Source organism: Saccharopolyspora sp. NPDC000359 (assembly GCF_040300525.1).
Taxonomy (GTDB): domain Bacteria; phylum Actinomycetota; class Actinomycetes; order Mycobacteriales; family Pseudonocardiaceae; genus Saccharopolyspora.
This window is the reverse complement of the sequence record NZ_JBEPDU010000019.1, coordinates 39714-62296: the sequence shown is the minus strand read 5'-3', so window position 1 is coordinate 62296 and position 22583 is coordinate 39714. Positions and strand designations below refer to the sequence as shown.

21 protein-coding genes and 1 pseudogene are annotated in these 22583 nt (G+C 72.5%); 16 read left to right on the top strand and 6 right to left on the bottom strand.

Annotated elements, in window-relative coordinates:
- Positions 1–41: 41 nt before the first annotated feature.
- Together ABT324_RS14765 and ABT324_RS14760 are read right to left on the bottom strand one after the other, a co-directional pair.
- Positions 42–842, bottom strand: a complete 801-nt coding sequence (locus ABT324_RS14765; RefSeq protein ID WP_351176402.1) for an SDR family oxidoreductase — start codon at positions 840–842, stop codon at positions 42–44.
- Positions 843–895: 53 nt separating this feature from the next.
- On the bottom strand, positions 896–1537 hold the full coding sequence (locus ABT324_RS14760; RefSeq protein ID WP_351176399.1) for a hypothetical protein: 642 nt from the start codon (positions 1535–1537) through the stop codon (positions 896–898).
- A 207-nt stretch (positions 1538–1744) separates the two neighbouring features.
- On the opposite strand from ABT324_RS14760, the gene ABT324_RS14755 reads away from it, so the two are divergent.
- A complete protein-coding gene (locus ABT324_RS14755; RefSeq protein ID WP_351176396.1) occupies positions 1745–2911 on the top strand; it encodes a fumarylacetoacetate hydrolase family protein in 1167 nt (388 codons plus the stop codon).
- A gap of 50 nt (positions 2912–2961) precedes the next feature.
- Here ABT324_RS14755 and ABT324_RS14750 read toward each other — a convergent pair whose 3' ends face one another.
- Entirely contained in the window at positions 2962–3144 is a 183-nt protein-coding gene (locus ABT324_RS14750; RefSeq protein ID WP_351176394.1) for a hypothetical protein, read from the bottom strand.
- A 171-nt stretch (positions 3145–3315) separates the two neighbouring features.
- On the opposite strand from ABT324_RS14750, the gene ABT324_RS14745 reads away from it, so the two are divergent.
- The 8 genes from ABT324_RS14745 to ABT324_RS14710 all read left to right on the top strand — a co-directional run bounded on the left by ABT324_RS14745 (position 3316) and on the right by ABT324_RS14710 (position 13039).
- Positions 3316–3699 (top strand): DUF5313 family protein, encoded by a 384-nt coding sequence (locus tag ABT324_RS14745; RefSeq protein ID WP_351176392.1) that lies wholly within the window; start codon positions 3316–3318, stop codon positions 3697–3699.
- A gap of 6 nt (positions 3700–3705) precedes the next feature.
- Positions 3706–5103, top strand: coding sequence for an NAD(P)/FAD-dependent oxidoreductase (locus tag ABT324_RS14740; RefSeq protein WP_351176389.1), 1398 nt, complete (start codon positions 3706–3708; stop codon positions 5101–5103).
- Positions 5104–5148: 45 nt separating this feature from the next.
- On the top strand, positions 5149–6630 hold the full coding sequence (locus tag ABT324_RS14735; RefSeq protein ID WP_351176386.1) for an amidase: 1482 nt from the start codon (positions 5149–5151) through the stop codon (positions 6628–6630).
- A gap of 258 nt (positions 6631–6888) precedes the next feature.
- Positions 6889–7731 carry a nitrilase-related carbon-nitrogen hydrolase gene (locus ABT324_RS14730; protein ID WP_351176383.1) on the top strand — a complete coding sequence of 281 codons (843 nt, stop codon included), beginning with the start codon at positions 6889–6891 and terminating at the stop codon, positions 7729–7731.
- Positions 7732–7741: 10 nt separating this feature from the next.
- Positions 7742–9040: an aspartate aminotransferase family protein gene (locus ABT324_RS14725; protein ID WP_351176380.1), complete on the top strand. Its 1299-nt coding sequence runs from the start codon at positions 7742–7744 to the stop codon at positions 9038–9040.
- A complete protein-coding gene (hydA, locus tag ABT324_RS14720; RefSeq protein WP_351176377.1) occupies positions 9037–10437 on the top strand; it encodes a dihydropyrimidinase in 1401 nt (466 codons plus the stop codon). The genes ABT324_RS14725 and hydA overlap by 4 nt, the downstream gene beginning before the upstream one ends.
- Before the next feature lie 109 nt (positions 10438–10546).
- Positions 10547–11545 (top strand): TIGR03842 family LLM class F420-dependent oxidoreductase, encoded by a 999-nt coding sequence (locus ABT324_RS14715; protein ID WP_351176374.1) that lies wholly within the window; start codon positions 10547–10549, stop codon positions 11543–11545.
- Between the two features lie 138 nt (positions 11546–11683).
- Positions 11684–13039, top strand: a complete 1356-nt coding sequence (locus tag ABT324_RS14710; protein WP_351176371.1) for a uracil-xanthine permease family protein — start codon at positions 11684–11686, stop codon at positions 13037–13039.
- Here the strand turns inward: ABT324_RS14710 and ABT324_RS14705 are convergent.
- Positions 13024–13680 (bottom strand): TetR/AcrR family transcriptional regulator, encoded by a 657-nt coding sequence (locus ABT324_RS14705; RefSeq protein ID WP_351176369.1) that lies wholly within the window; start codon positions 13678–13680, stop codon positions 13024–13026. The two genes, ABT324_RS14710 and ABT324_RS14705, sit on opposite strands and share 16 nt — an antisense overlap.
- Positions 13681–13822: 142 nt before the next feature.
- Between ABT324_RS14705 and ABT324_RS14700 the strand changes: the two genes are divergently transcribed.
- The 3 genes from ABT324_RS14700 (at position 13823) to ABT324_RS14690 (ending at position 16118) form a co-directional block, all read left to right on the top strand.
- On the top strand, positions 13823–15055 hold the full coding sequence (locus ABT324_RS14700) for a cytochrome P450 (protein ID WP_351176367.1): 1233 nt from the start codon (positions 13823–13825) through the stop codon (positions 15053–15055).
- A complete protein-coding gene (locus tag ABT324_RS14695) occupies positions 15046–15243 on the top strand; it encodes a ferredoxin (protein ID WP_351176365.1) in 198 nt (65 codons plus the stop codon). The genes ABT324_RS14700 and ABT324_RS14695 overlap by 10 nt, the downstream gene beginning before the upstream one ends.
- A 71-nt stretch (positions 15244–15314) precedes the next feature.
- Complete coding sequence (locus ABT324_RS14690; protein WP_351176363.1) at positions 15315–16118, top strand: SAM-dependent methyltransferase; 804 nt, start codon at positions 15315–15317, stop codon at positions 16116–16118.
- Between the two features lie 128 nt (positions 16119–16246).
- Here ABT324_RS14690 and ABT324_RS14685 read toward each other — a convergent pair whose 3' ends face one another.
- On the bottom strand, positions 16247–17311 hold the full coding sequence (locus tag ABT324_RS14685) for an NAD(P)-binding domain-containing protein (RefSeq protein WP_502949741.1): 1065 nt from the start codon (positions 17309–17311) through the stop codon (positions 16247–16249).
- Positions 17312–17591: 280 nt separating this feature from the next.
- On the opposite strand from ABT324_RS14685, the gene ABT324_RS14680 reads away from it, so the two are divergent.
- Both ABT324_RS14680 and ABT324_RS14675 read left to right on the top strand, forming a co-directional pair.
- On the top strand, positions 17592–17717 hold the full coding sequence (locus ABT324_RS14680; protein WP_351176360.1) for a hypothetical protein: 126 nt from the start codon (positions 17592–17594) through the stop codon (positions 17715–17717).
- A 311-nt stretch (positions 17718–18028) separates the two neighbouring features.
- Positions 18029–18694, top strand: coding sequence for a class I SAM-dependent methyltransferase (locus ABT324_RS14675; RefSeq protein ID WP_351176358.1), 666 nt, complete (start codon positions 18029–18031; stop codon positions 18692–18694).
- On the opposite strand, the pseudogene ABT324_RS14670 reads toward ABT324_RS14675, so the two are convergent.
- Positions 18664–19074: pseudogene (locus tag ABT324_RS14670) on the bottom strand (BTAD domain-containing putative transcriptional regulator); the annotation flags it as partial. The gene ABT324_RS14675 and the pseudogene ABT324_RS14670 sit on opposite strands and share 31 nt — an antisense overlap.
- 70 nt (positions 19075–19144) lie before the next feature.
- Between ABT324_RS14670 and ABT324_RS14665 the strand changes: the two are divergent.
- Together ABT324_RS14665 and htpG are read left to right on the top strand one after the other, a co-directional pair.
- A complete protein-coding gene (locus ABT324_RS14665) occupies positions 19145–20404 on the top strand; it encodes a cytochrome P450 (RefSeq protein ID WP_351176354.1) in 1260 nt (419 codons plus the stop codon).
- A gap of 124 nt (positions 20405–20528) precedes the next feature.
- Positions 20529–22439 (top strand): molecular chaperone HtpG, encoded by a 1911-nt coding sequence (htpG, locus tag ABT324_RS14660; protein ID WP_351176352.1) that lies wholly within the window; start codon positions 20529–20531, stop codon positions 22437–22439.
- Positions 22440–22583: the final 144 nt, after the last annotated feature.

Here is a 22583-nt window from a genome sequence, read left to right as displayed (position 1 = left end):
CGGGGCGCCGGTCGCGGGGCGTGGACGTCCGATGTGGAGGGTCACTCGCCGGGGTGGCTGCGCAGCCAGTCCGCCCAGGTGGTCCGGCCACGCCGCGCGCCGGGGCAGGTCATGTCGGCGGCGATCCGCCGCAACCGGCGCGGTGCGGGCACCTCGATGACCTTGCGGTGCTTGCCGCGCGCGTCCTGCCAGGTGCGCAGCGCGTCGCCGAGCGTCAGCACCTCGGGCCCACCGAAGTCCTCCCGCCGACCGCCGGGGCCGTTGCCGATGCACTCCACGAGGTACTCCGCGAAGTCCCGGACGTCCACCGGCTGGGTGGGCAGCGCGGCGGGCAGCGGCAGCAGCGGCATGCGCGCGGCGCGGTTGAGCATCCGGTCCAGCAGCCAGTGGAACTGGGTGGCGCGCACCGTGGACCACGGCAGGTCGGAGACGCTGACCAGTTCCTCGGCGGTGTGCTTGAGCTGCAGGTACGGCAGCGCTGGCCGGTCCACGCCGACGATGGAGACGTAGAGGAAGTGCCGCACCTCCGCGGCGGTGGAGTCCTCCAGCAACCGGCTGGTGCCGTCCACGTCCACGTCGGGCGGGCTGCGCCAGAAGTCGACCGGGTGCAGGTACCCGCGCTGCGCGGCGGGGGAGGACGTGGCCGCGTGCACCACGGTGCTCGCACCGGCGACCAGTTCGGCCACGCCCTCACCGGTGGTCAGGTCGCCCTGCACCCACTGCACCTCGGGGTCGGTGCCGGGGCGGCGGGTGAGGACGCGGACCTGGTGCCCGGGTTTGAGCAGGCGCACGAGTTCGCGCCCCAGATGACCAGTTCCACCGGTGATCGCGACGACGTCCATGGCGGCACCCCCTCGGGATCGACTGTCCCACCGGGTACCGCGGATCGCGACGGCTAACCGCCCAGCAGCGGCCGGGTGATCCCGTCGATGACGTCACCGAGGCGGGGCAGCAGCCGGGGCCGCTCCGGCTCGGAGTCGGTCGGCGGCTGCTCCTCCGACGGCGGCGCGGTCTCGTCCGGCTCCTCGGTCGGCGGCGCGGTTTCCGAGGGCGGCGCGGTTTCCGAGGGTGGTGCGGTCTCGGTGGGTGGTGCGGTCGCGGTGGGTGGCGTCGGTTCGGAGGTCTCCGCGGGGACGCTGCTCGCGGGCGAGCTCGTCGTCGTGGGTGCCGAGGCGGTGGTGGACCGCTCCTCGGGCTCCGGGGCCTCGGTCGTGCGGACCGGTTCCGGATCGGCGGTGGGCTCTGGCCTGCTCGTGGTCCCGGGGACCTGCGGCGGCGCTTCGGCGAGCACGACCGGTTCCGCGTGGCTCAGGTCCGGCGCGGTCGTGGTGGGCTCCGGTGGCAGGAACTGCGCGGCTGGCTGCGGTGCCGCGGCCTGCGGTGCTGGGGTGGGTGCGGCGGCGGTGCCGTAGTGCGCGCTGCTGACCGCGATCGCGGTGACGAACACCGCGACGGCGTAGCCGAGCAAGCGCGGGGGAGCTGCGCGGTGCCGGGTCTTGGGCGGCACGCGCCGGTGGCGGCCGCGGGTCCGAGGCAACGACGAACTGCCCACTTGTTGTCACCCCACCTGATCGGTCGTCTCGTCCACCGTCTCACTCGAATGGGTGAGACGGTCCGGTCGAACCCTACGTGACCGCTGATCCACGCCGCCAGCCCCGGGGCAAGATCATCACTGGTCAGCGGCTCGGCCCGGGGTGTCCGGCGGGGTACCCTCCGTGATCAACACCGACCGGGAGGGGTGCGCGTGGAACTGCTCGACAACGCCCTCGACGTCCTGCCCGCCGACCGCACCGCGGCGACGCTGGTCGGACGGCTGCACGACCCGGACGAGGACGGGCCCGCCGTGGTCGCGGTCCGCGGGGACGAGCTCGTGGACCTCACCGCCGTCACCCCGACGCTCGCCGACCTGCTGGAACACCCCGACGCGGTGGGCTTGGCCCGCTCCGCACCGGCTCGCAGGGGCTGGCCGCTGCCGCCGGTGCTCGCCGACACCCTCGCCGGTCGCCGCGGCGCGCACCTGCTGGCCCCGGCCGACCTGCAGGTGCTCAGGGCCGCTGGGGTGACCTTCGCCCAGAGCATGCTGGAGCGGGTCATCGAGGAGCGCGCCGGGGGCGACGCGTCGCGGGCCGCCGAGGTCCGCGCCCAGGTGGAGCGGGCGATCGGCGGGACGCTCGCCGCGGTCGTGCCGGGTTCCGCGCAGGCGCGGGCGGTCAAGGAGGTGCTGGTCCGCGACGGGCTGTGGTCGCAGTACCTGGAGGTCGGGCTCGGCCCGGACCCGGAGATCTTCACCAAGGCGCCGCTGCTGGCCGCGGTCGGCGTCGGCGCCGAGGTCGGCGTCGCGGCGGGCTCGGAGTGGAACAACCCCGAACCCGAGGTGGCGCTGGCGGTCCGCTCCGACGGCCGCATCGTCGGGGCGACGCTCGGCAACGACGTCAACCTCCGAGACGTGGAGGGTCGCAGCGCCCTGCTGCTGCCCAAGGCCAAGGACAACAACGCCTCGGCCGCCCTCGGACCGTTCCTGCGGCTGTTCGACGACTCGTTCGGGCTCGACGACGTGCGGGCCCTGGAGGTGCGCCTGGAGGTGGTCGGAGAGGACGGGTTCGTGCTCGCCGGGGCCAGTTCGATGCGGGAGATCAGCCGCGACCCGGTGGAGCTGTCCCGCGCCGCGCTCGGCGCCCACCACCAGTACCCGGACGGCCTGGTCCTCTACACGGGCACGCTGTTCGCCCCCACCGCGGACCGCGGCGCGCCCGGCGCGGGCTTCACCCACCGCACCGGCGACGTGGTGCGCATCTCCACCCCGCGGCTGGGCACCCTGGTCAACCGGGTGGCCCGCGCCGAGGACTGTCCACCGTGGACCTTCGGGGTGCGGGCGCTGATCGGCAACCTCGCCCGCCGCGGCCTGCTCTGACGCGAAGGGGCCCGGCCGGTCGGCCGGGCCCGGAGTCCACTTCGGACAGATCAGCGGTGGCTGGGCGTGCGGATGCCCCGCTTCAGCTCCGCCGCCAGGTGCTTGAGGTACCGGCGGTCCGACGAGCCCTTCCCGTCGAACACGTCGGTGAACATCACCGCACCCAGGACCACGACCAACAACAGCGCCACGACGACCACGAACACGTCACTCACCCCTTCTGCCGTGAACATCGGTCCACGATCGGTTTCGTTACCGGTGGGACGCGGTTCACCGCCCGGTGTGACGCGGATTGCCGGAACCGAGCGCGGGGACCCGCCGGAGGGGCGGCTAGGATTCGGCGTCGAGCAGGACCGGCCGAAGGGACGGCTCCGGTCGACCCGGTGAGGACTAGCCTGGAGAGCATGGCGACCAATCGACCCAATCCAGCGCAATGGGTCTGGTACGCCTACGGCGGCAGGCTCCCGGACCGCTGCGCCGAGTGGGTGCTGCACGACGTCACCTGCCGCACCTGGGTGCTGCGGCACGTCCTCCGCGCGCTGACCCAGCTGGCGCCGTTCTGCTCGCTGGTGCTGCTGCCCGGCCCGCTGGAGATCAGGTTGAGCGCCATCCTGCTCGGGCTGCTGGTCGGCCTGTTCTACTCGGTCTGCTACATGGGTGAGACCGCCGAGCACCGCGCCATCAAGCACGGGTTTCCGCCGGGGGTGGCGCGCGAGACCCGGGAACTGCGCCGCGACGTCCAGCGCGTGGCCAAGCACGGTGTCGGCTACCGCCCCTGGTGGGAGTAGCCGTCGATGAGCGCAGCACGACCCGAGGCCGCCTTGGCCGACGCCGAGATCGCCGTGCTCTGGACCGACCGCGCCGACCGCCCCGAGCCGCGCGAGCCCCTCGCCGGTGATGACCGCGCGGACCTGGTGGTGGTCGGCGGCGGGTTCACCGGGCTGTGGGCGGCGATCCTGGCAAAGCAGCACCGCCCAGAACTGGACGTGCTGCTGCTCGAAGCGCACCAGCTCGGGCACGGCGGCAGCGGCCGCAACGGCGGCTTCCTGTCCGAGTCCCTGACGCACGGTCTGGCGCACGGCGCGCTGCACTGGCCCGGCGAGCTGGACCGGCTGGTCGCCCTCGGGCGCGAGAACCTGCTGGAGATCGAGAAGTTCGTCCGGGACCAGGACATCGACGCCGACCTGAGGTTGTGCGGCAAGACCGCGGTGGCCACCGAACCGCACGAGGTCGCCGAGCTCAGCGAGGAAGCCGAGCTGTACCGGGAGCACGGGATGGCCGCCCGCTTCCTGGGTGCCGGGGGAGTTCGCGCGGACATCAACTCGCCGACCTACCGGGCGGGGATCCGGCTGCCCGACGCCGGTGGCCTGGTCGACCCGGCGCGGCTGACCTGGGGGTTGGCGGACGCGGCGCAGCGCCTCGGCGTGCGCATCCACGAGACCACCCCGGTGCGCGGGCTGCGCGAGCGCGGCGGACAGGTCCGGGTGCGCACGCCCCGCGGGGTGGTCCGCGCGCAGGGCGTCGTGCTGGGCACCAACGCCTTCCGCGCCCCGCTGCGCGCGATCCGCCGCCGCGTGCTGCCGATCTGGGACTACGTGCTGGCCACCGAACCGCTGTCGGACCAGCAGTGGGCGGAGCTGGGGTGGCGGGAGCGCCAGGGCGTCACCGACAGCGCGAACCGCTTCCACTACTACCGCCCGACCCCGGACGGTCGGATCCTGTGGGGCGGCTACGACGCGGTGTACTACTTCGGCGGGCGCACCGACCCCGCCCTGGCCCGCCACGACGCGGCGCACCGCCAGCTGGCGCGCAACTTCGCCCGCACCTTCCCGCAGCTGGCGGGCGTGCGGTTCACCCACCGCTGGGGCGGGCCGATCGACTCCACGACCCGGTTCACCCCGCTGATCGGCCGCACCGGCCGGATCGCCTACGCGGTCGGCTACACCGGCCTCGGCGTGGCAGCGTCCCGCTTCGGCGCGCGGACGGCGCTGGACCTGCTGTGGGACGAGGACACCGAGCGGACCCGCCTGGAGCTGGTGCGCCGCGCACCGACGCCCTTCCCACCGGAACCGCTGCGCTGGCCGCTGGTCCAGCTGACCCGCCGGGCACTGGCCCGCGCCGACGAGGACGCGGGCCGCCGAGGCCGGTGGCTGACGTTCCTGGACCGCCGGGGCCTCGGCCTGGGCAGCTGAGCGCGCGGGCTTGGAGAACGATCAACTCCGTGCCAGCGTGGGGGCATGGACTACGCGGAGTACCGGCGCTTCGACGCCGTGGGCCTGGCCGAACTCGTCAGCCGCGGTGAGGTGGCGCCGCGCGAGCTGCTGGAGGTGGCGATCGAGCGGGCCGAGCAGGTCGACGGTCGGCTCAACGCGATCGCGCGGCCGATGTTCGACATCGCCCGCGAGCGCGCGGCCCAGCCGCTGAGCGGTGTGCTGGCCGGGGTGCCCTTCCTGCTCAAGGACCTGCACCAGGACTACGCCGGGGTCCGCACCGGGGCCGGGTCGCGGTCCACCCGCCGGTCCACCGCGACCCGGCACAGCGCCAGCGTGCAGCGGTGGCTGGACGCCGGGCTGGTGGTCTTCGGCCGCACGAGCACGCCGGAGTTCGGGGCGAAGGGGATCACCGAGCCGGAGGAGGGCGGTCCGACCCGCAACCCGTGGCACACCGCTCACACGCCCGGTGGCTCCTCCGGTGGTTCGGCGGCCGCGGTCGCCGCGGGCGTCGTGCCGGTGGCCGGGGCCAGCGACGGCGGCGGTTCCATCCGCATCCCGGCGGCGTGCTGCGGTCTGTTCGGGCTGAAGCCCGGCCGCGGCCTGGTGCCCGCCGGACCAGACCACGCCGAGCTCATGCACGGCGGCGCCACCGACGGGGTGCTGTCCCGGACGGTGCGCGACACGGCGGTCATGCTCGACGTGCTCACCGCCAGCCCCGACCCCGGCGGCCCGTACCTCGCGGCCCGCCCGGACACCTCCTACGCCGAGTGCGCCCGGCGCGAGCCGGGGAGGCTGCGGATCGGCTTCACCTGCCGCTCGCCACTGGGCTTCCCGGTGAGCCCGCACGCGGTGGCGGCGGTCAAGGACACCGCGACGCTGCTGGCCGGGCTGGGGCACGACGTCGAGGAGGCCGAGCCCGCCATCGACGGCCGCCAGCTCTCCCGCGACTTCCTCTCGGTCTGGTACGCCCAGATGGCCCACACCCTGGAGGGCGCGCGGCGCACCCTCGGCGCGGCGGAGGACGACTTCGAGCTCGACACCCGGCTGCTCGCCGCGGCGGGCCGCGAGATGCGGGCGACCGAGTACGTCGCGACGCTGGACCGCTGGAACAGTTACAACCGCGCGCTCGCCGACTTCCACGACCGCTACGACCTGCTACTGACCCCGACCCTGGCGCACCCGCCAGCCCGCATCGGCGAGCTCGACACACCCCCGCTGCTGCGCAGGGCGATCGCGGTGCTGCTGAAGGTGGGCCTGGCGGGAAAGGTGGCGCGGACCAGGCCGGTCGACGCGGTGGTGCTGAAGAACCTGGAGAAGGTTCCCTTCACCCAGCTGGCGAACATCACCGGCCGTCCGGCGATGAGCGTGCCCACCTACCGCACCCCGACCGGACTCCCGCTGGGCGTCCAGTTCGTCGGCGGCCTCGGCGCCGAACCAACCCTGCTGGCCCTGGCCACCCAGCTCGAGTCCGAGACCCCCTGGGACCACCTCGAACCACCGCTGTGACCGCGGATCCACAGTAGACGTCGAGCGGCCGGGTCCGGTCGCTCGGGACGACACACCGGGGCTTCGCCTGTTCGATGGAATTCGGGCGGGTGGGCGGTGGTGTGGTCGGGGCATCGCCCCATGCCCGGGGCGGCGGGCGAGGGAAGTGGGTGCGTTGCGTAACCGGACGATCATTGCGCGTGGTGGTTCGTGGTCATACCTTCGGTGGGCGGGCCGATCGGCTCGTCCTGCCACCGATCGAAGGGGTGCAGCGCAACCATGTCCAACCTCGTTCGTGCCGCTCTGGTCCAGGCGAAGTGGACCGGGGACACCACGTCGATGGTCGAGCAGCACGAGGCGCACGCCCGTGCCGCCGCCGCGCAGGGGGCGAAGATCATCGGCTTCCAGGAGGTGTTCAACGCGCCGTACTTCTGCCAGGTGCAGGAGGTCGAGCACCACCGGTGGGCCGAGCCGGTGCCGGATGGGCCGACCGTGCAGCGGATGTGTGCGCTGGCGCGGGAGACCGGCATGGTGCTGGTCGTCCCGCTCTACGAGGTCGACGGGCCCGGCTTCTACTACAACACCGCCGCCGTGATCGACGCGGACGGCAGCTACCTCGGCAAGTACCGCAAGCACCACCTGCCGCACCTGCCCGGCTTCTGGGAGAAGTACTACTTCCGGCCCGGCAACCTCGGCTGGCCGGTGTTCGACACCGCGGTCGGCCGCGTCGGCGTCTACATCTGCTACGACCGGCACTTCCCGGAGGGCTGGCGGGCGCTCGGGCTGGCCGGTGCGCAGCTGGTCTACAACCCGTCGGCGACCAGCCGCGGGCTGTCGTCCTACCTGTGGAAGCTGGAGCAGCCGGCAGCGGCGGTGGCCAACGAGTACTTCGTCGCGGCGATCAACCGGGTCGGCGTGGAGGAGTACGGCGACAACGACTTCTACGGCACCAGCTACTTCGTGAACCCCTACGGGCAGTTCGTCGGCGAACCGGCCAGCGGCACCGAGGAGGAGCTGGTGGTCCGCGACCTCGACTTCGACCTGATCGAGGAGGTCCGCCAGAAGTGGGCGTTCTACCGCGACCGGCGCCCCGACGCCTACCAGCCGCTGACCGAGCCGTGAGGGGGAGCAGATGACGAGCACGCACGCCGAGCTGGCCAAGCGGCACCGCGCCGTGCTGCCCGAGTGGCTGGCGCTGTACTACGACGAGCCCATCGACGTCGAGCGCGGCGAGGGCCGCCACGTCCAGGACGCCGAGGGGAACCGGTACCTGGACTTCTTCGGCGGGATCCTCACCACGATGACCGCGCACGCGCTGCCGGAGGTCACCGCCGCGGTCCGCGAGCAGGCGGGCAAGGTCCTGCACACCTCGACGCTCTACCTCAACCGGCCGATGGTCGAGCTGGCCGAACGGGTCGCCGAGCTCTCCGGCATCGACGACCCGCGGGTGTTCTTCACGACCAGCGGCACCGAGGCCAACGACACCGCGCTGCTGCTGGCCACCGCCCACCGCGGCTCGAACCAGGTGCTGGCGCTGCGCAACAGCTACCACGGCCGCTCGTTCTCGGCGCTGGCCGTGACCGGCAACCGCAGCTGGTCGCCGACGAGCCTGTCCCCGGTGCAGACCGCCTACGTGCACGGCAGCCGCCGACGCGGCACGCCGCTGGCCGACCTGCCCGACGCGGAGTTCACCGACGCCTGCGTGGCCGACCTGGAGGACGTGCTCGACCAGCTGCACGGCACCGTCGCGTGCCTGATCGCCGAGCCCATCCAGGGCGTCGGCGGGTTCGCGGTACCGCCCGACGGGTTGTTCGCGCGGTTCAAGGAGGTGCTCGACCGGCACGGCATCCTGTGGATCAGCGACGAGGTGCAGACCGGCTGGGGCCGCACCGGCGAGCACTTCTGGGGCTGGCAGGCGCACGACGACCGCGGCGCGCCGGACATCGTCACCTTCGCCAAGGGCATCGGCAACGGCCTGTCGATCGGCGGGGTGATCGCGCGCGCCGAGGTGATGAACAGCGTCCGGGCCAACTCGATCTCCACCTTCGGCGGCAGCCCGATCACCGCGGCCGGGGCGCTGGCCAACCTCGACCACCTCATCGCCCACGACCTCCAGGGCAACGCCGCGCGCGTCGGGGCGGTCCTGCGGGAGCAGCTCGACGCCGCGGTGGGCCGGATCCCCGCGGTGGTCGACGTGCGCGGCAAGGGGCTGATGATTGGCGTCGAGCTCGTGCGCCCCGGGGGTGCCGCCGCCCCGGAGCTGGCCACCGAAGTGCTGGAGGAGACCCGGCGCCGCGGCCTGCTGATCGGCAAGGGCGGCCTGGACGGCAACGTGCTGCGCATCGCGCCGCCGCTGAGCCTGACCGAGGCGGAGGCGCGCGAAGGCGCCCAGATCCTGCTGGCGGCACTGAAGGAGGCGGGGCAGCGATGAGCCGGACGGTCATCCGCGGTGGCCTGGTGATCACCGCGACCGAGGAGGTCCGCGCGGACGTGCTCGTCGAGGGGGAGCGGATCGCCGCGGTGGCCGCCCCCGAGGTCGCCGAGCAGTGGGTGGCAGCCGCGGACACCGTGCTCGACGCCGAGGGCCACTACGTGATCCCGGGCGGGGTGGACGGGCACACCCACATGCAGATGCCCTTCGGCGGGACCTTCGCCTCGGACACCTTCGAGACCGGGACCCGGGCGGCGGCGTGGGGCGGCACCACCACGATCGTGGACTTCGCGATCCAGCCGGTGGGCGGCTCGCCACGCGAGGGGCTCGACGCCTGGCACGCCAAGGCCGACGGCCGGTGCGCCATCGACTACGGCTTCCACATGATCCTCTCCGACGTCGGCGACGCCGCGCTCAAGGAGGTGGACGCGCTGGTCGCCGAGGGGATCACCAGCTTCAAGATGTTCATGGCCTACCCGGGCGTGTTCTACAGCGACGACGGGCAGATCCTGCGCGCCATGCAGCAGGCCGCCGACAACGGCGCGCTGACGATGATGCACGCCGAGAACGGCATCGCGATCGACGTGCTGGTGCAGCAGGCGCTGGCGGAGGGGCGCACCGACCCGGGGAACCACGGGCGGGTGCGGCACCCGCTGCTGGAGGCCGAGGCGACCCACCGCGCGATCCAGCTGTCCCGGGTGGCCGGTGCACCGCTCTACGTCGTGCACGTCTCGGCCGCCGAAGCGGTCGCGGAGATCACCCGGGCGCGGGACCTCGGGCTCAACGTCTTCGGCGAGACCTGCCCGCAGTACCTCTTCCTCAGCCTCGACGACCTGGACCGGCCGGAGTTCGAGGGCGCGAAGTTCGTCTGCTCGACGCCGTTGCGCCCCGCCGAGCACCAGGCCGACCTGTGGCGGGCGCTGCGCACCAACGACCTGTCGGTGGTCTCCACCGACCACTGCCCGTTCTGCTTCGCCGACCAGAAGGAGCTGGGCCGCGGGGACTTCTCCAAGATCCCCAACGGCATCCCAGGCGTGGAGAACCGGGTCGACCTGCTGCACCAGGCGGTGGTGGAGGGCCACATCAGCCGCCGCCGCTGGGTCGAGCTGGCCTGCACCACCCCGGCGCGGATGTTCGGCCTGCACCCCCGCAAGGGCACCATCGCGCCGGGTGCGGACGCCGATGTCGTGATCTACGACCCGAACCGCGAGCAGGTCCTCTCCGCGCGGACCCACCACATGAACGTCGACTACAACGCCTACGAGGGCAAGCAGGTCACCGGTGCGGTCCGCACGGTGCTCTCCCGCGGCCGGGTCGTCGTCGACGACGGCGAGTACCTCGGCCGCGCCGGGCACGGCCGCTTCCTCCCCCGCGACACCTGCCAGTACCTGATCTGAGCTGGGCATGCAGGAGCAAGGGCACTCGGAGCCCAGGCGGACACCGAGGTTCGGCGCCGCCGGCACCGCCACGCAGGACGACCACCGCATTCGGAGGAAGGAGCACGAGATGGACTTCGGGTTGGTGCTGCAGACCGATCCGCCTGCCTGGTCGGTGGTGGAGCGGATGCGGCGGGCCGAGCAGCTCGGCTTCAGCCACGGGTGGACGTTCGACTCCTGCGTGCTGTGGCAGGAGCCGTTCGTGGTGCACAGCCAGGTCCTGGCCGCCACCGAGCGGCTGCGGGTCGGCACGATGGTCACCAACCCGGTGACCCGGGACTGGACCGTCACCGCGTCGACGTTCGCCACGCTCAACGACATGTTCGGGCCGCGCACGGTGTGCGGCATCGGCCGCGGCGACTCGGCGGTGCGGGTGACCGGCGGGCACCCGACCACGCTGGCCACCCTGGAGCAGGCCATGCACGTGATCAAGGAGCTCGCCGAGGGCCGCGAGGTCCAGCTGCACGGCACCCCGGTGCGGCTGCCGTGGGTGCGCGACGGGCACCTGCCGATCTGGATGGGCGCCTACGGCCCCAAGGCGCTGGAGCTGGTCGGGCGGCAGGCCGACGGGTTCATCCTGCAGCTGGCCGACCCGTACCTGACGCGCTGGATGGTCGACCACGTCCGGCAGGCCGCGCGCGACGCGGGGCGCGACCCGGCGTCGATCACCGTGTGCGTGGCCGCCCCGGCCTACGTCGGGGAGGACCTCGCGCACGCCCGCGAGCAGTGCCGCTGGTTCGGCGGCATGGTCGGCAACCACGTGGCCGACCTGGTCGCCCGCTACGGCGGCGCCGCGGCGGCGGTGCCCACCGAGCTGACCGACTACATCAAGGAGCGGGCGGGCTACGACTACGCCCACCACGGCCGGGCGGGCAACCGCAGCACCGACTTCGTTCCCGACGAGATCGTGGACCGGTTCTGCGTGCTGGGGCCGCCCGAGCGGCACGTGGCCAAGCTGCGGGAGCTCCGCGACGTGGGGGTGGACCAGTTCGCCGTCTACGCCATGCACGACGCCATCGACACCACTGTGGACAGCTACGGCGAGCAGGTCATCCCGGCCCTGGGCTGAGCGTCCACACCGCGGTCAGCGACCGGTGGAGCACAGCCGGTCACATCGCGGTGGCGCTGCTGATCACACCGCACGTGCTTTGTAGAGTTCCGCGCGACATCACGGGCCCGCGCGGCGGGTGGAGCAGGAAGGCACGCCATGCGGCAGGGACTCGGCGCCAAGCTCGGCATCGGCTGGCGGTTGCACGGCGACGGCAGCACCCCGCGGCCCGGGGAGTCGGTGGCCCCCGACGAGCGGTTGTCCTGGGGGCGCACCGTCGGGCTGGGCGCCCAGCACGTGGTCGCGATGTTCGGGGCGACGTTCGTGTTCCCGGTGCTGATGGGCCTGGACCCCAACCTGGCGATCATGGTCTCCGGGGTGGCCACCATCCTGTTCCTGTTGATCGTGCAGGGCAAGATCCCCAGCTACCTGGGCAGCAGCGCCTCCTTCGTGGGCGTGGTGGCGGTGATCCGCGCCGGGGGCGGGGACAGCTCGGTGGTCACCGGCGCGCTGCTGGTGTGCGCGCTGGTGCTCTCGGCCGTCGGACTGCTGATCCACTTCGTCGGCGCGCAGGTGGTGAACCGGCTGCTGCCGCCCGCCGTCTCGGGCGCCGTGGTGATGCTGATCGGCTTCAACCTGGCCCCGGTGGTGGCCTCCACCTACTGGCCGCAGGACCAGTGGGTCGCGTTGATCACGATGCTGCTGGTGCTCGGCTGCAGCGCCCTGCTGCGCGGGTTCTGGTCGCGCATCGCGGTGTTCATCGGGCTGGTCGTCGGCTACGCGCTGTCCTGGCTGTTCGACCGGGTCTTCGGGCCGATCACCGCGCCGGACGCCAGCGGGGTGGTGAGCACCCACCCGCGGCTGGACCTCAGCGCGGTCGCGGACGCGCCCTGGTTCGGGCTGCCGACGCTGCACGCACCGAGCTTCGACCTGGCCGCCGTCGTCGTCGTGCTGCCCGTGGTGATCGCGCTGATCGCGGAGAACGCCGGGCACGTCAAGGCGGTCGAGGAGATGACCGGGGCGAAGCTGGACGGCAGCATGGGCCGCGCGATCTTCGCCGACGGGTTCGCCAGCACCCTGTCCACCGCCGTCGGCGGCCCGCCCACCACCACCTACGCGGAGAACATCGGCGTCATGGCGGCCACCCGGGTGTACTCCACCGCGGCGTACTGGGTGGCGGCCGTGGTGGCGGTCCTGTTCGGGCTGTGCCCGAAGTTCGGTGCGGTGATCGCGGCGACCCCGGGCGGGGTGCTCGGCGGCATCACCGTGGTGCTCTACGGCATGATCGGCCTGCTGGGCGCCAAGATCTGGGTGGAGAACAGGGTCGACTTCGGCAACCCGGTCAACCTGCTGCCGCTGGCCGCCGGGCTGGTGATGGGCATCGGGGGCGTGTCGTTGCAGATCACCCCGCAGTTCAGTCTCAACGGCATCGCGCTGGGCACCCTGGTGACGCTGGTCGGCTACCACCTGCTGCGGCTGCTGGTGCCGGGCCAGCGGGATCACTCCGCGGGGTAGACCCGCGCCATCGAGATGTCCGCACCGGTCACCGGACGCCCCGGCAGCGTGGAGCCGGGGCTGGCGCGCAACCCGTCGAGGACCAGGGTCAGGTAGCGGGCCGGGGCGTCGCGGCGGACGTCCTCGGGGACGTTGCGGACGCCGTGCAGCACGCTGGCGAGCAGCAGGGCGACGTCGCCGCTGCCGACGTCCGGGCGCAGCGCGCCCGCTTCCTGGGCGTCCCGCACCATCGAGTCCAGGATGGTCAGCATCTGACCGCGCACCTGGGCCAGTTCCGGGTCGGTGCCCAGGACCGCGCGGGCGCGCGGGGAGTGCACCGCCAGCCGCAGCACGGTGTGCATGTCCGAGGCGGTGAGCAGGAACTCCGTCAGCGCGCGCCACGGGTCGGTCTCCCGCTCGGCGATCGCGCGGGCCTCGACGAGCACCCGGCCGAAGACGTCCTGGCCGACCGCCCGGATCAGCGAGTCGCGGTCCGGGAAGCGGCGGTAGAGGGTGCCGGTGCCGACCCCGGCGGCCCGCGCGATCTCCTCCATCGGCACCTCGGGGCCCTGCTCGGCGAACACCGCGCGCGCGGCGGCGATGATCCGGTCGCGGTTGCGGCGCGCGTCGGCCCTCAGTGGCGGCGTGGTGTCGGTGCTCATGGTCCTCGCTCGTGCTGCCCGCTGGCTTTGCGGGCGGATTGTCGCATGGCCGCACCCGGGAAGAACTGGACGATATCCTTCCGCTTGCGCTACAAATGGAGGGTATCCGTCCACTTGTTCGCTCGGTGACCAGGGAGACACGATGGCCGAACCGACCGCCAGCTCATCCACCACCTACCCCAAGCCCCGGACCTGCCCCTTCACCGTCGACCCGGAGTACGCCCGGCTGCGCACCGAGGAGCCGGTCACGAAGGTCTCGATGCTCGGGGGCAACTCCGCCTGGCTGGTCACCCGGCACGACCTGGTCCGCCAGGTGCTCGGTGACACCCGGCTGAGCTCGGACCGCCGCCGCCCCGGGTTCCCGCGCTTCACCGCCAACCAGCAGAACGTCTTCGGGGACCTGCCGCCGTCGATGATCGGGATGGACCCGCCGCACCACGCCGAGGCCCGCCGCGCGGTGCTCGGCGAGTTCACGGTGCGGCGCATCGAGGCGCTGCGGCCGCGGATCCAGCAGATCGTCGACGAGTGCGTCGACGCGGTGCTCGCCGGACCCCGCCCGGTCGACCTGGTGGCGGCGCTGTCGCTGCCGGTGCCGTCGCTGGTGATCTGCGAGCTGCTCGGCGTGCCCTACGACGACCACGAGTTCTTCCAGCAGCGCAGTTCGCGGCTGGTGCACCGCTCCACGCCGTTCGAGGAGCGCATCCGCGCGGTCCGGGAACTGCGGTCCTACCTGGACGACCTAGTGGCGGCCAAGGAGCGCGAACTGCCCGACGACCTGCTCGGGCGGCTGGCCCGCAAGCAGCTCGATTCCGGCGGGATCGACCACCCGGCGCTGGTCAGCGCGGCGTTCCTGCTGCTGGTGGCCGGGCACGAGACGACCGCGAACATGATCTCGCTGGGCACCCTCGCGCTGCTGGAGCACCCCGAGCAGCGGGCGGCGATCGTCGCCGACCCGGCCAGGACGCTGCCCGCGGTCGAGGAGCTGCTGCGCTACTTCAGCATCGTCGAGGGCGCGACCTCGCGGGTCGCGCGGGAGGACGTGGAGATCGGCGGGGTCCTGGTCCGGGAGGGGGAGGGCGTGATCGCCCTGGTGTCCGCGGCCAACCGCGACCCGGGGGCCTTCGACCGGCCCGACGAGCTCGACGTCGACCGCGGGGCCCGCCACCACGTGGCCTTCGGGTTCGGCCCGCACCAGTGCCTCGGGCAGAACCTGGCGCGGATGGAGCTGCAGGTCGTCTTCGACACCCTGTTCCGGCGGCTGCCGGACCTGCGGCTGGCCATCCCGGTCGACGAGGTGCCGGTGAAGTCCGAGGCCACCGTCTTCGGGCTGTACGAGCTGCCGGTCACCTGGGGGGAGGAGCGGGCGTGCGCGTGATCGCGGACCTGGACCGCTGCGTCGGGGCCGGGCAGTGCGTGCTCACCGCCCCGGCGCGGTTCGACCAGGACGACGAGGACGGCCGGGTGCTGGTGCTGGCGGCCGAAGTGGACCAGGACGGGGTGGCGGCGGTGCGCGAAGCGGTGTCGGTGTGCCCGTCGCAGGCGCTGTCCCTGGTGGAGCGGTGACCTACCGGGGTCTTGCGCTCCCGGCGCCGATCCGGTGCAGTGGACCACGTCGACGAGATCGGAGGTGCCGGGTGGAGGCGCAGGCGTGGTGGGCGAAGGGCGTGGACGTCCGGCGGCCCAGCTCGGCCCGGGTCTACGACGTGCACCTGGGGGGTTCGCACAACTTCCAGGTGGACCGGGACCTGGCCGAGCGGGCCGCGGAGATGATGCCGACGCTGCCCGCCGTGCTGCGGGCCAACCGCTCGTTCCTGCGCCGGGCGGTGCAGCACCTCGCCGAGCTCGGGGTGCGCCAGTTCCTGGACCTGGGCTCGGGCATCCCGACGGTGGGCAACGTGCACGAGATCGCCCAGCGGGTCGACCCGCGTTGCCGGGTCGTCTACGTCGACAACGACCTGGTCGCCGTCGCGCACAGCCAGGCGATCCTGCGTGGCAACGACGGGGCGGTAGCGATCCGCGCCGACTTCCGGGACGTCGACGAAGTGCTCGGCGACGTGCGCGTCCAGTCCACGCTGGACTTCGACCAGCCGGTCGCGGTGCTGTTCTTCGCCGTCCTGCACTTCGTGCCCGACAGCGATGACCCGGCGGGCATCGTGGCACGCTACGCCGACCGGTTGTGCCCCGGCAGCTACGTGGCGATCTCGCACGCGGGCAGCGACGGCGTCGAGGAGGCTCGCGTCCGGGCCTCCGCGCTCTACAGCGAGCGCATCGGTGGGTTCTTCCTGCGCACCAACGCCGAGGTCGCCGCGATGTTCGGCGACCTGGAGCTGGTCGAACCCGGCCTGGTGGACCTGCTCGACTGGCACCCCGACCCCGGCGAGAAGTGGGTGGACGCCCCGCTCACCACCGGGCCCGGGGGAGTGGCCCGCAAACCCTGACGCGAGCAAGAAGCGGCGCCACCTCCCCCTCTCCTGGAGATGGCGCCGCTTCGGCGCGGTTGAGTCGCCAACGGGCAGCTTGCTGCCCGGTACGCGCGGCGCACAGGGCATTTGGTCCCTGGACAGGGTCACTTAAGGCATTCTTGATCCCGCTCGCGCAGCAGAGCGCGCACCTCGTGAGCGGCGGCCCGCCCGGCGCGGTTGGCGCCGATGGTGCTCGCCGAGGGCCCGTACCCGACCAGGTGCAGCCGGGGCTCGGCGACCGCGCGGGTGCCGTCCAGCTGGATGCCGCCACCCGGCGCGCGCAGGTTCAGCGGGGCGAGGTGCGCGATGGCGGGCCGGAACCCGGTAGCCCACAGGATCACGTCGGCGCGCTGGGCGCGGCCGTCCGCCCAGGCGACCCCGTCGGCGGTGATCCGCTGGAACATCGGCAACCGATCGAGCACCCCGCGCTCGCGCGCGGCGACCACCGCGGGGCTGTTGGGCAGCCCGGTGGCGCTGACCACGCTGCCGGGCGGCAAGCCCTCCCGGACCCGGCGCTCGACCTCGGCGACGGCGGCGCGCCCGTCCTCCGGGGTGAACGCCGCGCCGGTGAACCGCGGTGGACGGCGCGTCACCCACGTGGTGCTGGCGAGCTCGGAGATCTCCAGCAGGTGCTCGACCGCCGAGATGCCGCCGCCGACCACGACGACGTGCTGCCCGCGGAACTCCGCCGCGCCGCGGTAGTCCGCGGTGTGCAGCTGGCGCCCGGTGAACTCGCGCTGACCGGGGTAGTGCGGCCAGAACGGGTTGTCCCAGGTGCCGGTCGCGTTGATCACGGCTCGCGCTGCCCACGTGCCCGCCGAGGTCTCCACCAGCAGCCGTTCGCCGCCGTCGCGAACCGCGTCGACCCGCACCGGGCGCAGCACCGGCAGCGCGAGGTCCCTTTCGTAGCGTCCGAAGTACTCCGGGACGACCTCGGACGCCGGGCGCGCGCCGTCGGACTCGGCCACCGCGCTGCCCGGGAGCGCGTGGATGCCGTGCACGCCGCCGAGGCGCAGCGACGGCCACCGGTTCCGCCACGCGCCGCCCGGACCGGCACCGCGGTCCAGCAGGACGTGGTCGACCCCGGTCCGCTGCAGGTGGTGGGCGGCGGTCAGCCCGGCCTGCCCGGCCCCGACCACCACGACGTCGATGAGCTGCACACCCAGCAGAACATCCGAGGAGCCGGTTTCTTCCCCGCCCCGAAGTGGTCTGCGCCACCGGTCGCGCCATTGCCCGGATACGGCCAAGAGGGGGAGACGCAAGACACCCCGGGGTCCCTTTAATTCGACCGAAACAGGGGCCTACGATTGTTGTTGCAAGCACGGTTCCCCAAACCTTCTTCCGTTCGTCCTGCCCGCTGTTGCGGTCGGGCGCTCTTGCGCGCGCGTGCGGAAGACGGGGAGGTTCGCAGAAGGGAGGCAAGAAGTGGCAACGGTGTGGGTGGCCCTGGTGGCTGAGGCGGTTGTTCTGCTGGCGGTGGCTGGAGCGATGGTCAAGTGGGTGAACCGGTCCCAGCCCGGCACCCCTGACCAGGCGGTCGATCCGGTCGGCCCGGTGGTCGAGCGCATCGCCTGAGCGGACGCGCGCGCGGGCTCGGCAGCTGGTTCCGCCCGAGCCCGTACCCCTTCGACCGGCGGTCGGCGCATTTGGTCTCCATCGCCGACCCGCCGGTTTTCGTTACACAATTCCCGCGGAATTCACTCCGCCATTCGACACGTCCTGATCCCCTTTTCCTGGGGCGGATCCATTCGTTCGGTAATTGCCTGGACGCGGTCGGTAGTCGCGGTGTTCGGCATGTGGTGCGGCACATGGTCGTCCGCGGTTCCGCGGAGCCCGATAGGGTGGCCCGAGCCATGCCGAACCACCTACCCCGGGAAGGGCTCCACGTGACTCCTGCCGAACAGACCCGCGGTCGGCAGCGCGGCGTTGCCGCACCGCTCAGGTCCGGTGCCGGATCGACGTTGGCCAACTACCGCGCCTTCTTCGAGCGCGCGGTCCGCAAGCCCAACCTGGTCGGCGCGGTCGCGCCGAGTTCCCCCAGCCTGGCCCGGGAGATGGCCTCCGTGGTGCCGAGCTCGGGCGCACCGGTGGTGGTGGAGCTCGGCCCGGGCACCGGGGCGATCAGCGGCGCGATCGCCGAGCGGCTCCCGGCGGGTGGCCGCCAGGTGGCCATCGAGCTGGACGGCGGCATGGTCGAGTACCTGCGCGCCGAGCTGCCGTGGCTGGAGGTCGTCCAGGGTGACGCGGCCCGGCTCGGCGAGCTGCTCGCCGAGATCGGTGTCAGCGAGGTGGACGCGGTGGTCAGCGGCCTGCCGTGGTCGATCTTCCCGGCGACGCTGCAGCGCGACATCCTGCGCCAGGTCGGCAGCGTCCTCGCGCCCGGTGGCGCGTTCACCACCTTCGCCTACGTGCACGCGCTGGGCATGACCGGCGCCCGCCAGTTCCGCCGCCGCCTGGACCTGACCTTCGACGAGGTTTTGACCTCGCACACGGTGTGGCGCAACGTCCCGCCGGCCCGCATCTACGTCTGCCGCCGCCCCCACCTGGACTGACGCTCAGCGGGAGAGCGCGGCTGCGACCAGTCCGCGCCGGGCCTCGGCGCACCGGGCGTGGCTGAGGCGGTCCCGCACGACGTGCCGACCAGGTGCCCGAGTGCCAGGCAGCGCCTCGGAGTCGCGACCGGGCGTGACGAGGCGCGCTTGAGCGCGGCGACGAGCCGTTTCCGCGGCGGGTGCTCGGCCACCAGGTCGATCAGCTCCGCGACCAGGCACGCTTGGCCACCGAGGCCGGTCTCCGCGTCGCACCTGTCCTCCGCCGCAGCGAGCCGCAGCCGGTCGGGCCGGGCGACCACCGCGTTGAGCACTGCGCTGCCCGCGAGCTCCAAGGCCTGCAGGGCAGGACCGTTCGCGAGGGCCTCGCTGCAACAACCGGCTGGCCGCTGGTGCTGCGCGCACGTGGTGTGTCAGCGCCGTGTCAGTGGGGTGACAGCGCCGTCGGTGACGGTGGGCGCTGCACGCACCACGAAGGGAAGTTCGACGACTCAAGCCGTCCCCGTCCCGCACGGCCTGCCCACGGAGCGCGATGCGGGCCCGTTCGACCCGCCCCGCCGGATCTCCCGGTTGCGCGCGGCCCGCCCGGTCAGCCCGATGGTCTTCCCCGACGGGCACGAGGGCTGGCTGGTCACCGGCTACGACGTGGTCCGCCAGGTCATGGCCGACACCCGGTTCAGCTCGCGCCGGGACCTCGGGGGCCTCCACCTGCCCTACGAGGTGCCGGGGATGCCGATCTTCACCGAGCCGGCCGCGCCGGAGCCCGGCCTGTTCATCGCGATGGACCCGCCGGACCACACCCGGCTGCGGCGCAAGCTCACCGGCGCCTTCACCGTCAAGCGGATGAAGCAGCTCGAAGCGCACATCGTGGAGATCACCGAGCGGCAGCTGGACCAGCTCGAGCGGCGCACCCCGCCGGTCGACCTGGTCGAGCAGTTCGCGCTGCCGGTGCCCTCGCTGGTGATCTGCGAGATGCTCGGCGTGCCCTACGCCGACCGGGACACCTTCCAGACCAACTCGAGCCAGGTCCTGCGCCGGGACATCCCGGACGAGGAGAAGGTGGCCGCCTTCACCGCGATGTCCAGCTACCTCGCCGAACTGGTCACCGGCAAGCGCGCCGAGCCCGGCGAGGACATCCTGTCCGACCTGGCCCGCGACGAGGACCTCGCCGTCGAGGAACTGGTCGGCCTCGCCTTCCTGCTGCTGCTCGCGGGCCACGAGACCACCGCCAACATGCTGGGCCTGGGCACCTTCGCGCTGCTGGAGAACCCCGAGCAGCTGGCGGAACTGCGCGCCGACCCGGACCTGCTGACCGACGCGGTCGAGGAGTTCCTGCGCCACCTGTCCGTCGTCGACGTCCTGCTCCGCTACGCCACGGAGGACATCGAGCTCTGCGGGGAGAAGATCCGCGAGGGGACGACGGTCGTCGTCTCGCTGCTGGCCGCCAACCACGACCCCGAGCGCTTCGCGGAACCCGGCACCCTCGACGTGCACCGCGGGGCCCGCGGTCACATGGCCTTCGGCCACGGCGTGCACCAGTGCCTCGGCCAGCAGCTGGCCCGCATCGAGATGCGGGCCGGATTCCGGGGACTGCTGCGCCGCTTCCCGACCCTGCGGCTGGCCGTCCCGGCCCGCGATGTCCGGCTGCGGACCGACATGAACATCTATGGCGTCCACGAACTGCCCGTCACCTGGGGAGATCCGGACCGGTAACAGCTTCTGCCCCGGTTCCCGCAGGGGTGCCTGCGCGCGCTGGACATAATTGTCGTGGTGCGCGGGCGCCCCTGCGGTCCGGCCCGCGCCCGCAGGGCCCGAAGGGAAAGGGGAAGCAGCTCAAGTGAGTACGCAGGCCGAAACCCTCGAGTTCCAGGCCGAGGCGCAGCAGCTCCTGCAGTTGATGGTGCATTCGATCTACTCGAACAAGGACGTCTTCCTGCGCGAGTTGATCGCCAACGCCTCGGACGCGCTGGACAAGCTCCGGCTGGAGGCGTTCCGGGACAAGGACCTCGAGGTGGACACCTCCGATCTGCACATCGCGATCGAGGTCGACCGCGAGCAGCGCACGCTCACCGTGCGGGACAACGGAATCGGCATGTCCCGCGAGGACGTGGTGGGCCTGATCGGCACCATCGCGAAGTCGGGCACCGGTGAGCTGCTGCGCAAGCTCAAGGAGTCCAGCGACGCGGCGGCCAACGAGCTCATCGGGCAGTTCGGCGTCGGCTTCTACTCCAGCTTCATGGTCGCCGACGAGGTGACGCTGGTGACCCGGCGCGCCGGGGAGCCCACCGCGACCCGGTGGAGCTCGGCCGGGGCGGGGACCTACACCGTCGAGACCGTGGACGAGGCCCCGCAGGGCACCTCCGTCACCCTGCACCTCAAGCCCGAGGACGCCGAGGACCACCTCTTCGACTACACCGACGAGTGGAAGATCCGCCAGATCGTCCAGCGCTACTCCGACTTCATCACCTGGCCGATCCGGATGGAGGTGGAGGCCCGGGACGCCTCCGGCGAGGCCCGGCGCGAGGTCCAGACCCTCAACTCGATGAAGGCGTTGTGGGCCCGCAGCAAGGACGAGGTCGGCGAGGACGAGTACCGGGAGTTCTACAAGCACCTCAGCCACGACTGGCGCGACCCGCTGGAGACCGTCCAGGTCAAGGCGGAGGGCACCTTCGAGTACCAGGCGCTGCTGTTCCTCCCGTCGCACGCCCCGGCCGACCTGTTCGCGCGCGAGCGCACCCGCGGCGTGCACCTCTACGTCAAGCGCGTGTTCATCATGGACGACTGCGAGGCGCTGCTGCCCGAGTACCTCCGGTTCGTCAAGGGCGTCGTGGACGCCCAGGACCTGTCGCTGAACGTGTCGCGGGAGATCCTGCAGCAGGACCGCCAGATCAGCCTGATGCGCCGCCGACTGACCAAGAAGGTGCTCTCGGCGGTCAAGGACATGCTGACCAGTGACGCCGAGCGCTACCGGACCTTCTGGACCGAGTTCGGCCAGGCGGTCAAGGAGGGCCTGCTCAGCGACCCGGAGAACCGCGAGGCGCTGCTGGACGTCGTCTCCTTCGCCTCCACCCACGACCCGGAGCAGCTGACCACCCTGCGGGAGTACGTGGCGCGGATGAAGGACGGTCAGCGCCACATCTACTACCTGACCGGAGCTTCCCGGCAGGTCGTGGAGAGCTCGCCGCACATGGAGGCGTTCCGGGCCAAGGGCTACGAGGTGCTCGTGCTCACCGACCCCATCGACGAGATGTGGGTCGACGCGGTGCCGGAGTTCGACGGCAAGCCGCTGCAGTCCATCGCCAAGGGCGAGGTCGACCTCGACGCGGACGAGGACGGCGGGACCGACGAGACCGAGCGGGACCAGCAGCAGGAGGACTACGCCGCGCTGCTGGCGTGGATGTCGGAGAAGCTGGGTGAGGAGGTCCGGCAGGTGCGGCTGACCTCGCGGCTGACCACCTCCCCGGCCTGCCTGGTGGGCGAGTCCGCGGACCTGACCCCCACGATGGAGAAGATCTACCGCGCCATGGGCCACGAGGTGCCGCGCACCAAGCGGATCCTCGAGCTCAACCCGGCCCACCCGCTGGTGGCGGGACTGCGCGAGGCGCACGCGGACAAGGGCGACGACGCCGGGCTGTCCGAAGTGGTCGAACTGCTGCACGGCATGGCCTTCCTCGCCGAGGGCGGTGAGCTCGCCGACCCGGCCCGCTTCAGCCGCCTGTTGGCGAACCGCCTGGCGAACGCGCTGTAGTCCCGCAGCCGCGCGGGTTCCCAGTGCCAGCACCGGGGACCCGCGCGGTCGCGAATCGTGTCGAGCCAGCCACGGTGGGCGTTGTCGTAGAGTTCTCCGGAGCCGGGGGTGAGCGTGCCGCGAGCCCGAGCCGGGGCGCTGCTC

Excerpts from the sequence above, each read along its gene's own strand:
- ABT324_RS14765 (WP_351176402.1), bottom strand. The coding sequence starts at position 842 with ATGGACGTCGTCGCGATCACCGGTGGAACTGGTCATCTGGGGCGCGAA.
- ABT324_RS14750 (WP_351176394.1), bottom strand. The coding sequence starts at position 3,144 with ATGTTCACGGCAGAAGGGGTGAGTGACGTGTTCGTGGTCGTCGTGGCG.
- ABT324_RS14745 (WP_351176392.1), top strand. The coding sequence starts at position 3,316 with ATGGCGACCAATCGACCCAATCCAGCGCAATGGGTCTGGTACGCCTAC.
- ABT324_RS14740 (WP_351176389.1), top strand. The coding sequence starts at position 3,706 with ATGAGCGCAGCACGACCCGAGGCCGCCTTGGCCGACGCCGAGATCGCC.
- ABT324_RS14735 (WP_351176386.1), top strand. The coding sequence starts at position 5,149 with ATGGACTACGCGGAGTACCGGCGCTTCGACGCCGTGGGCCTGGCCGAA.
- ABT324_RS14730 (WP_351176383.1), top strand. The coding sequence starts at position 6,889 with ATGTCCAACCTCGTTCGTGCCGCTCTGGTCCAGGCGAAGTGGACCGGG.
- ABT324_RS14725 (WP_351176380.1), top strand. The coding sequence starts at position 7,742 with ATGACGAGCACGCACGCCGAGCTGGCCAAGCGGCACCGCGCCGTGCTG.
- hydA (WP_351176377.1), top strand. The coding sequence starts at position 9,037 with ATGAGCCGGACGGTCATCCGCGGTGGCCTGGTGATCACCGCGACCGAG.
- ABT324_RS14715 (WP_351176374.1), top strand. The coding sequence starts at position 10,547 with ATGGACTTCGGGTTGGTGCTGCAGACCGATCCGCCTGCCTGGTCGGTG.
- ABT324_RS14710 (WP_351176371.1), top strand. The coding sequence starts at position 11,684 with ATGCGGCAGGGACTCGGCGCCAAGCTCGGCATCGGCTGGCGGTTGCAC.
- ABT324_RS14705 (WP_351176369.1), bottom strand. The coding sequence starts at position 13,680 with ATGAGCACCGACACCACGCCGCCACTGAGGGCCGACGCGCGCCGCAAC.
- ABT324_RS14700 (WP_351176367.1), top strand. The coding sequence starts at position 13,823 with ATGGCCGAACCGACCGCCAGCTCATCCACCACCTACCCCAAGCCCCGG.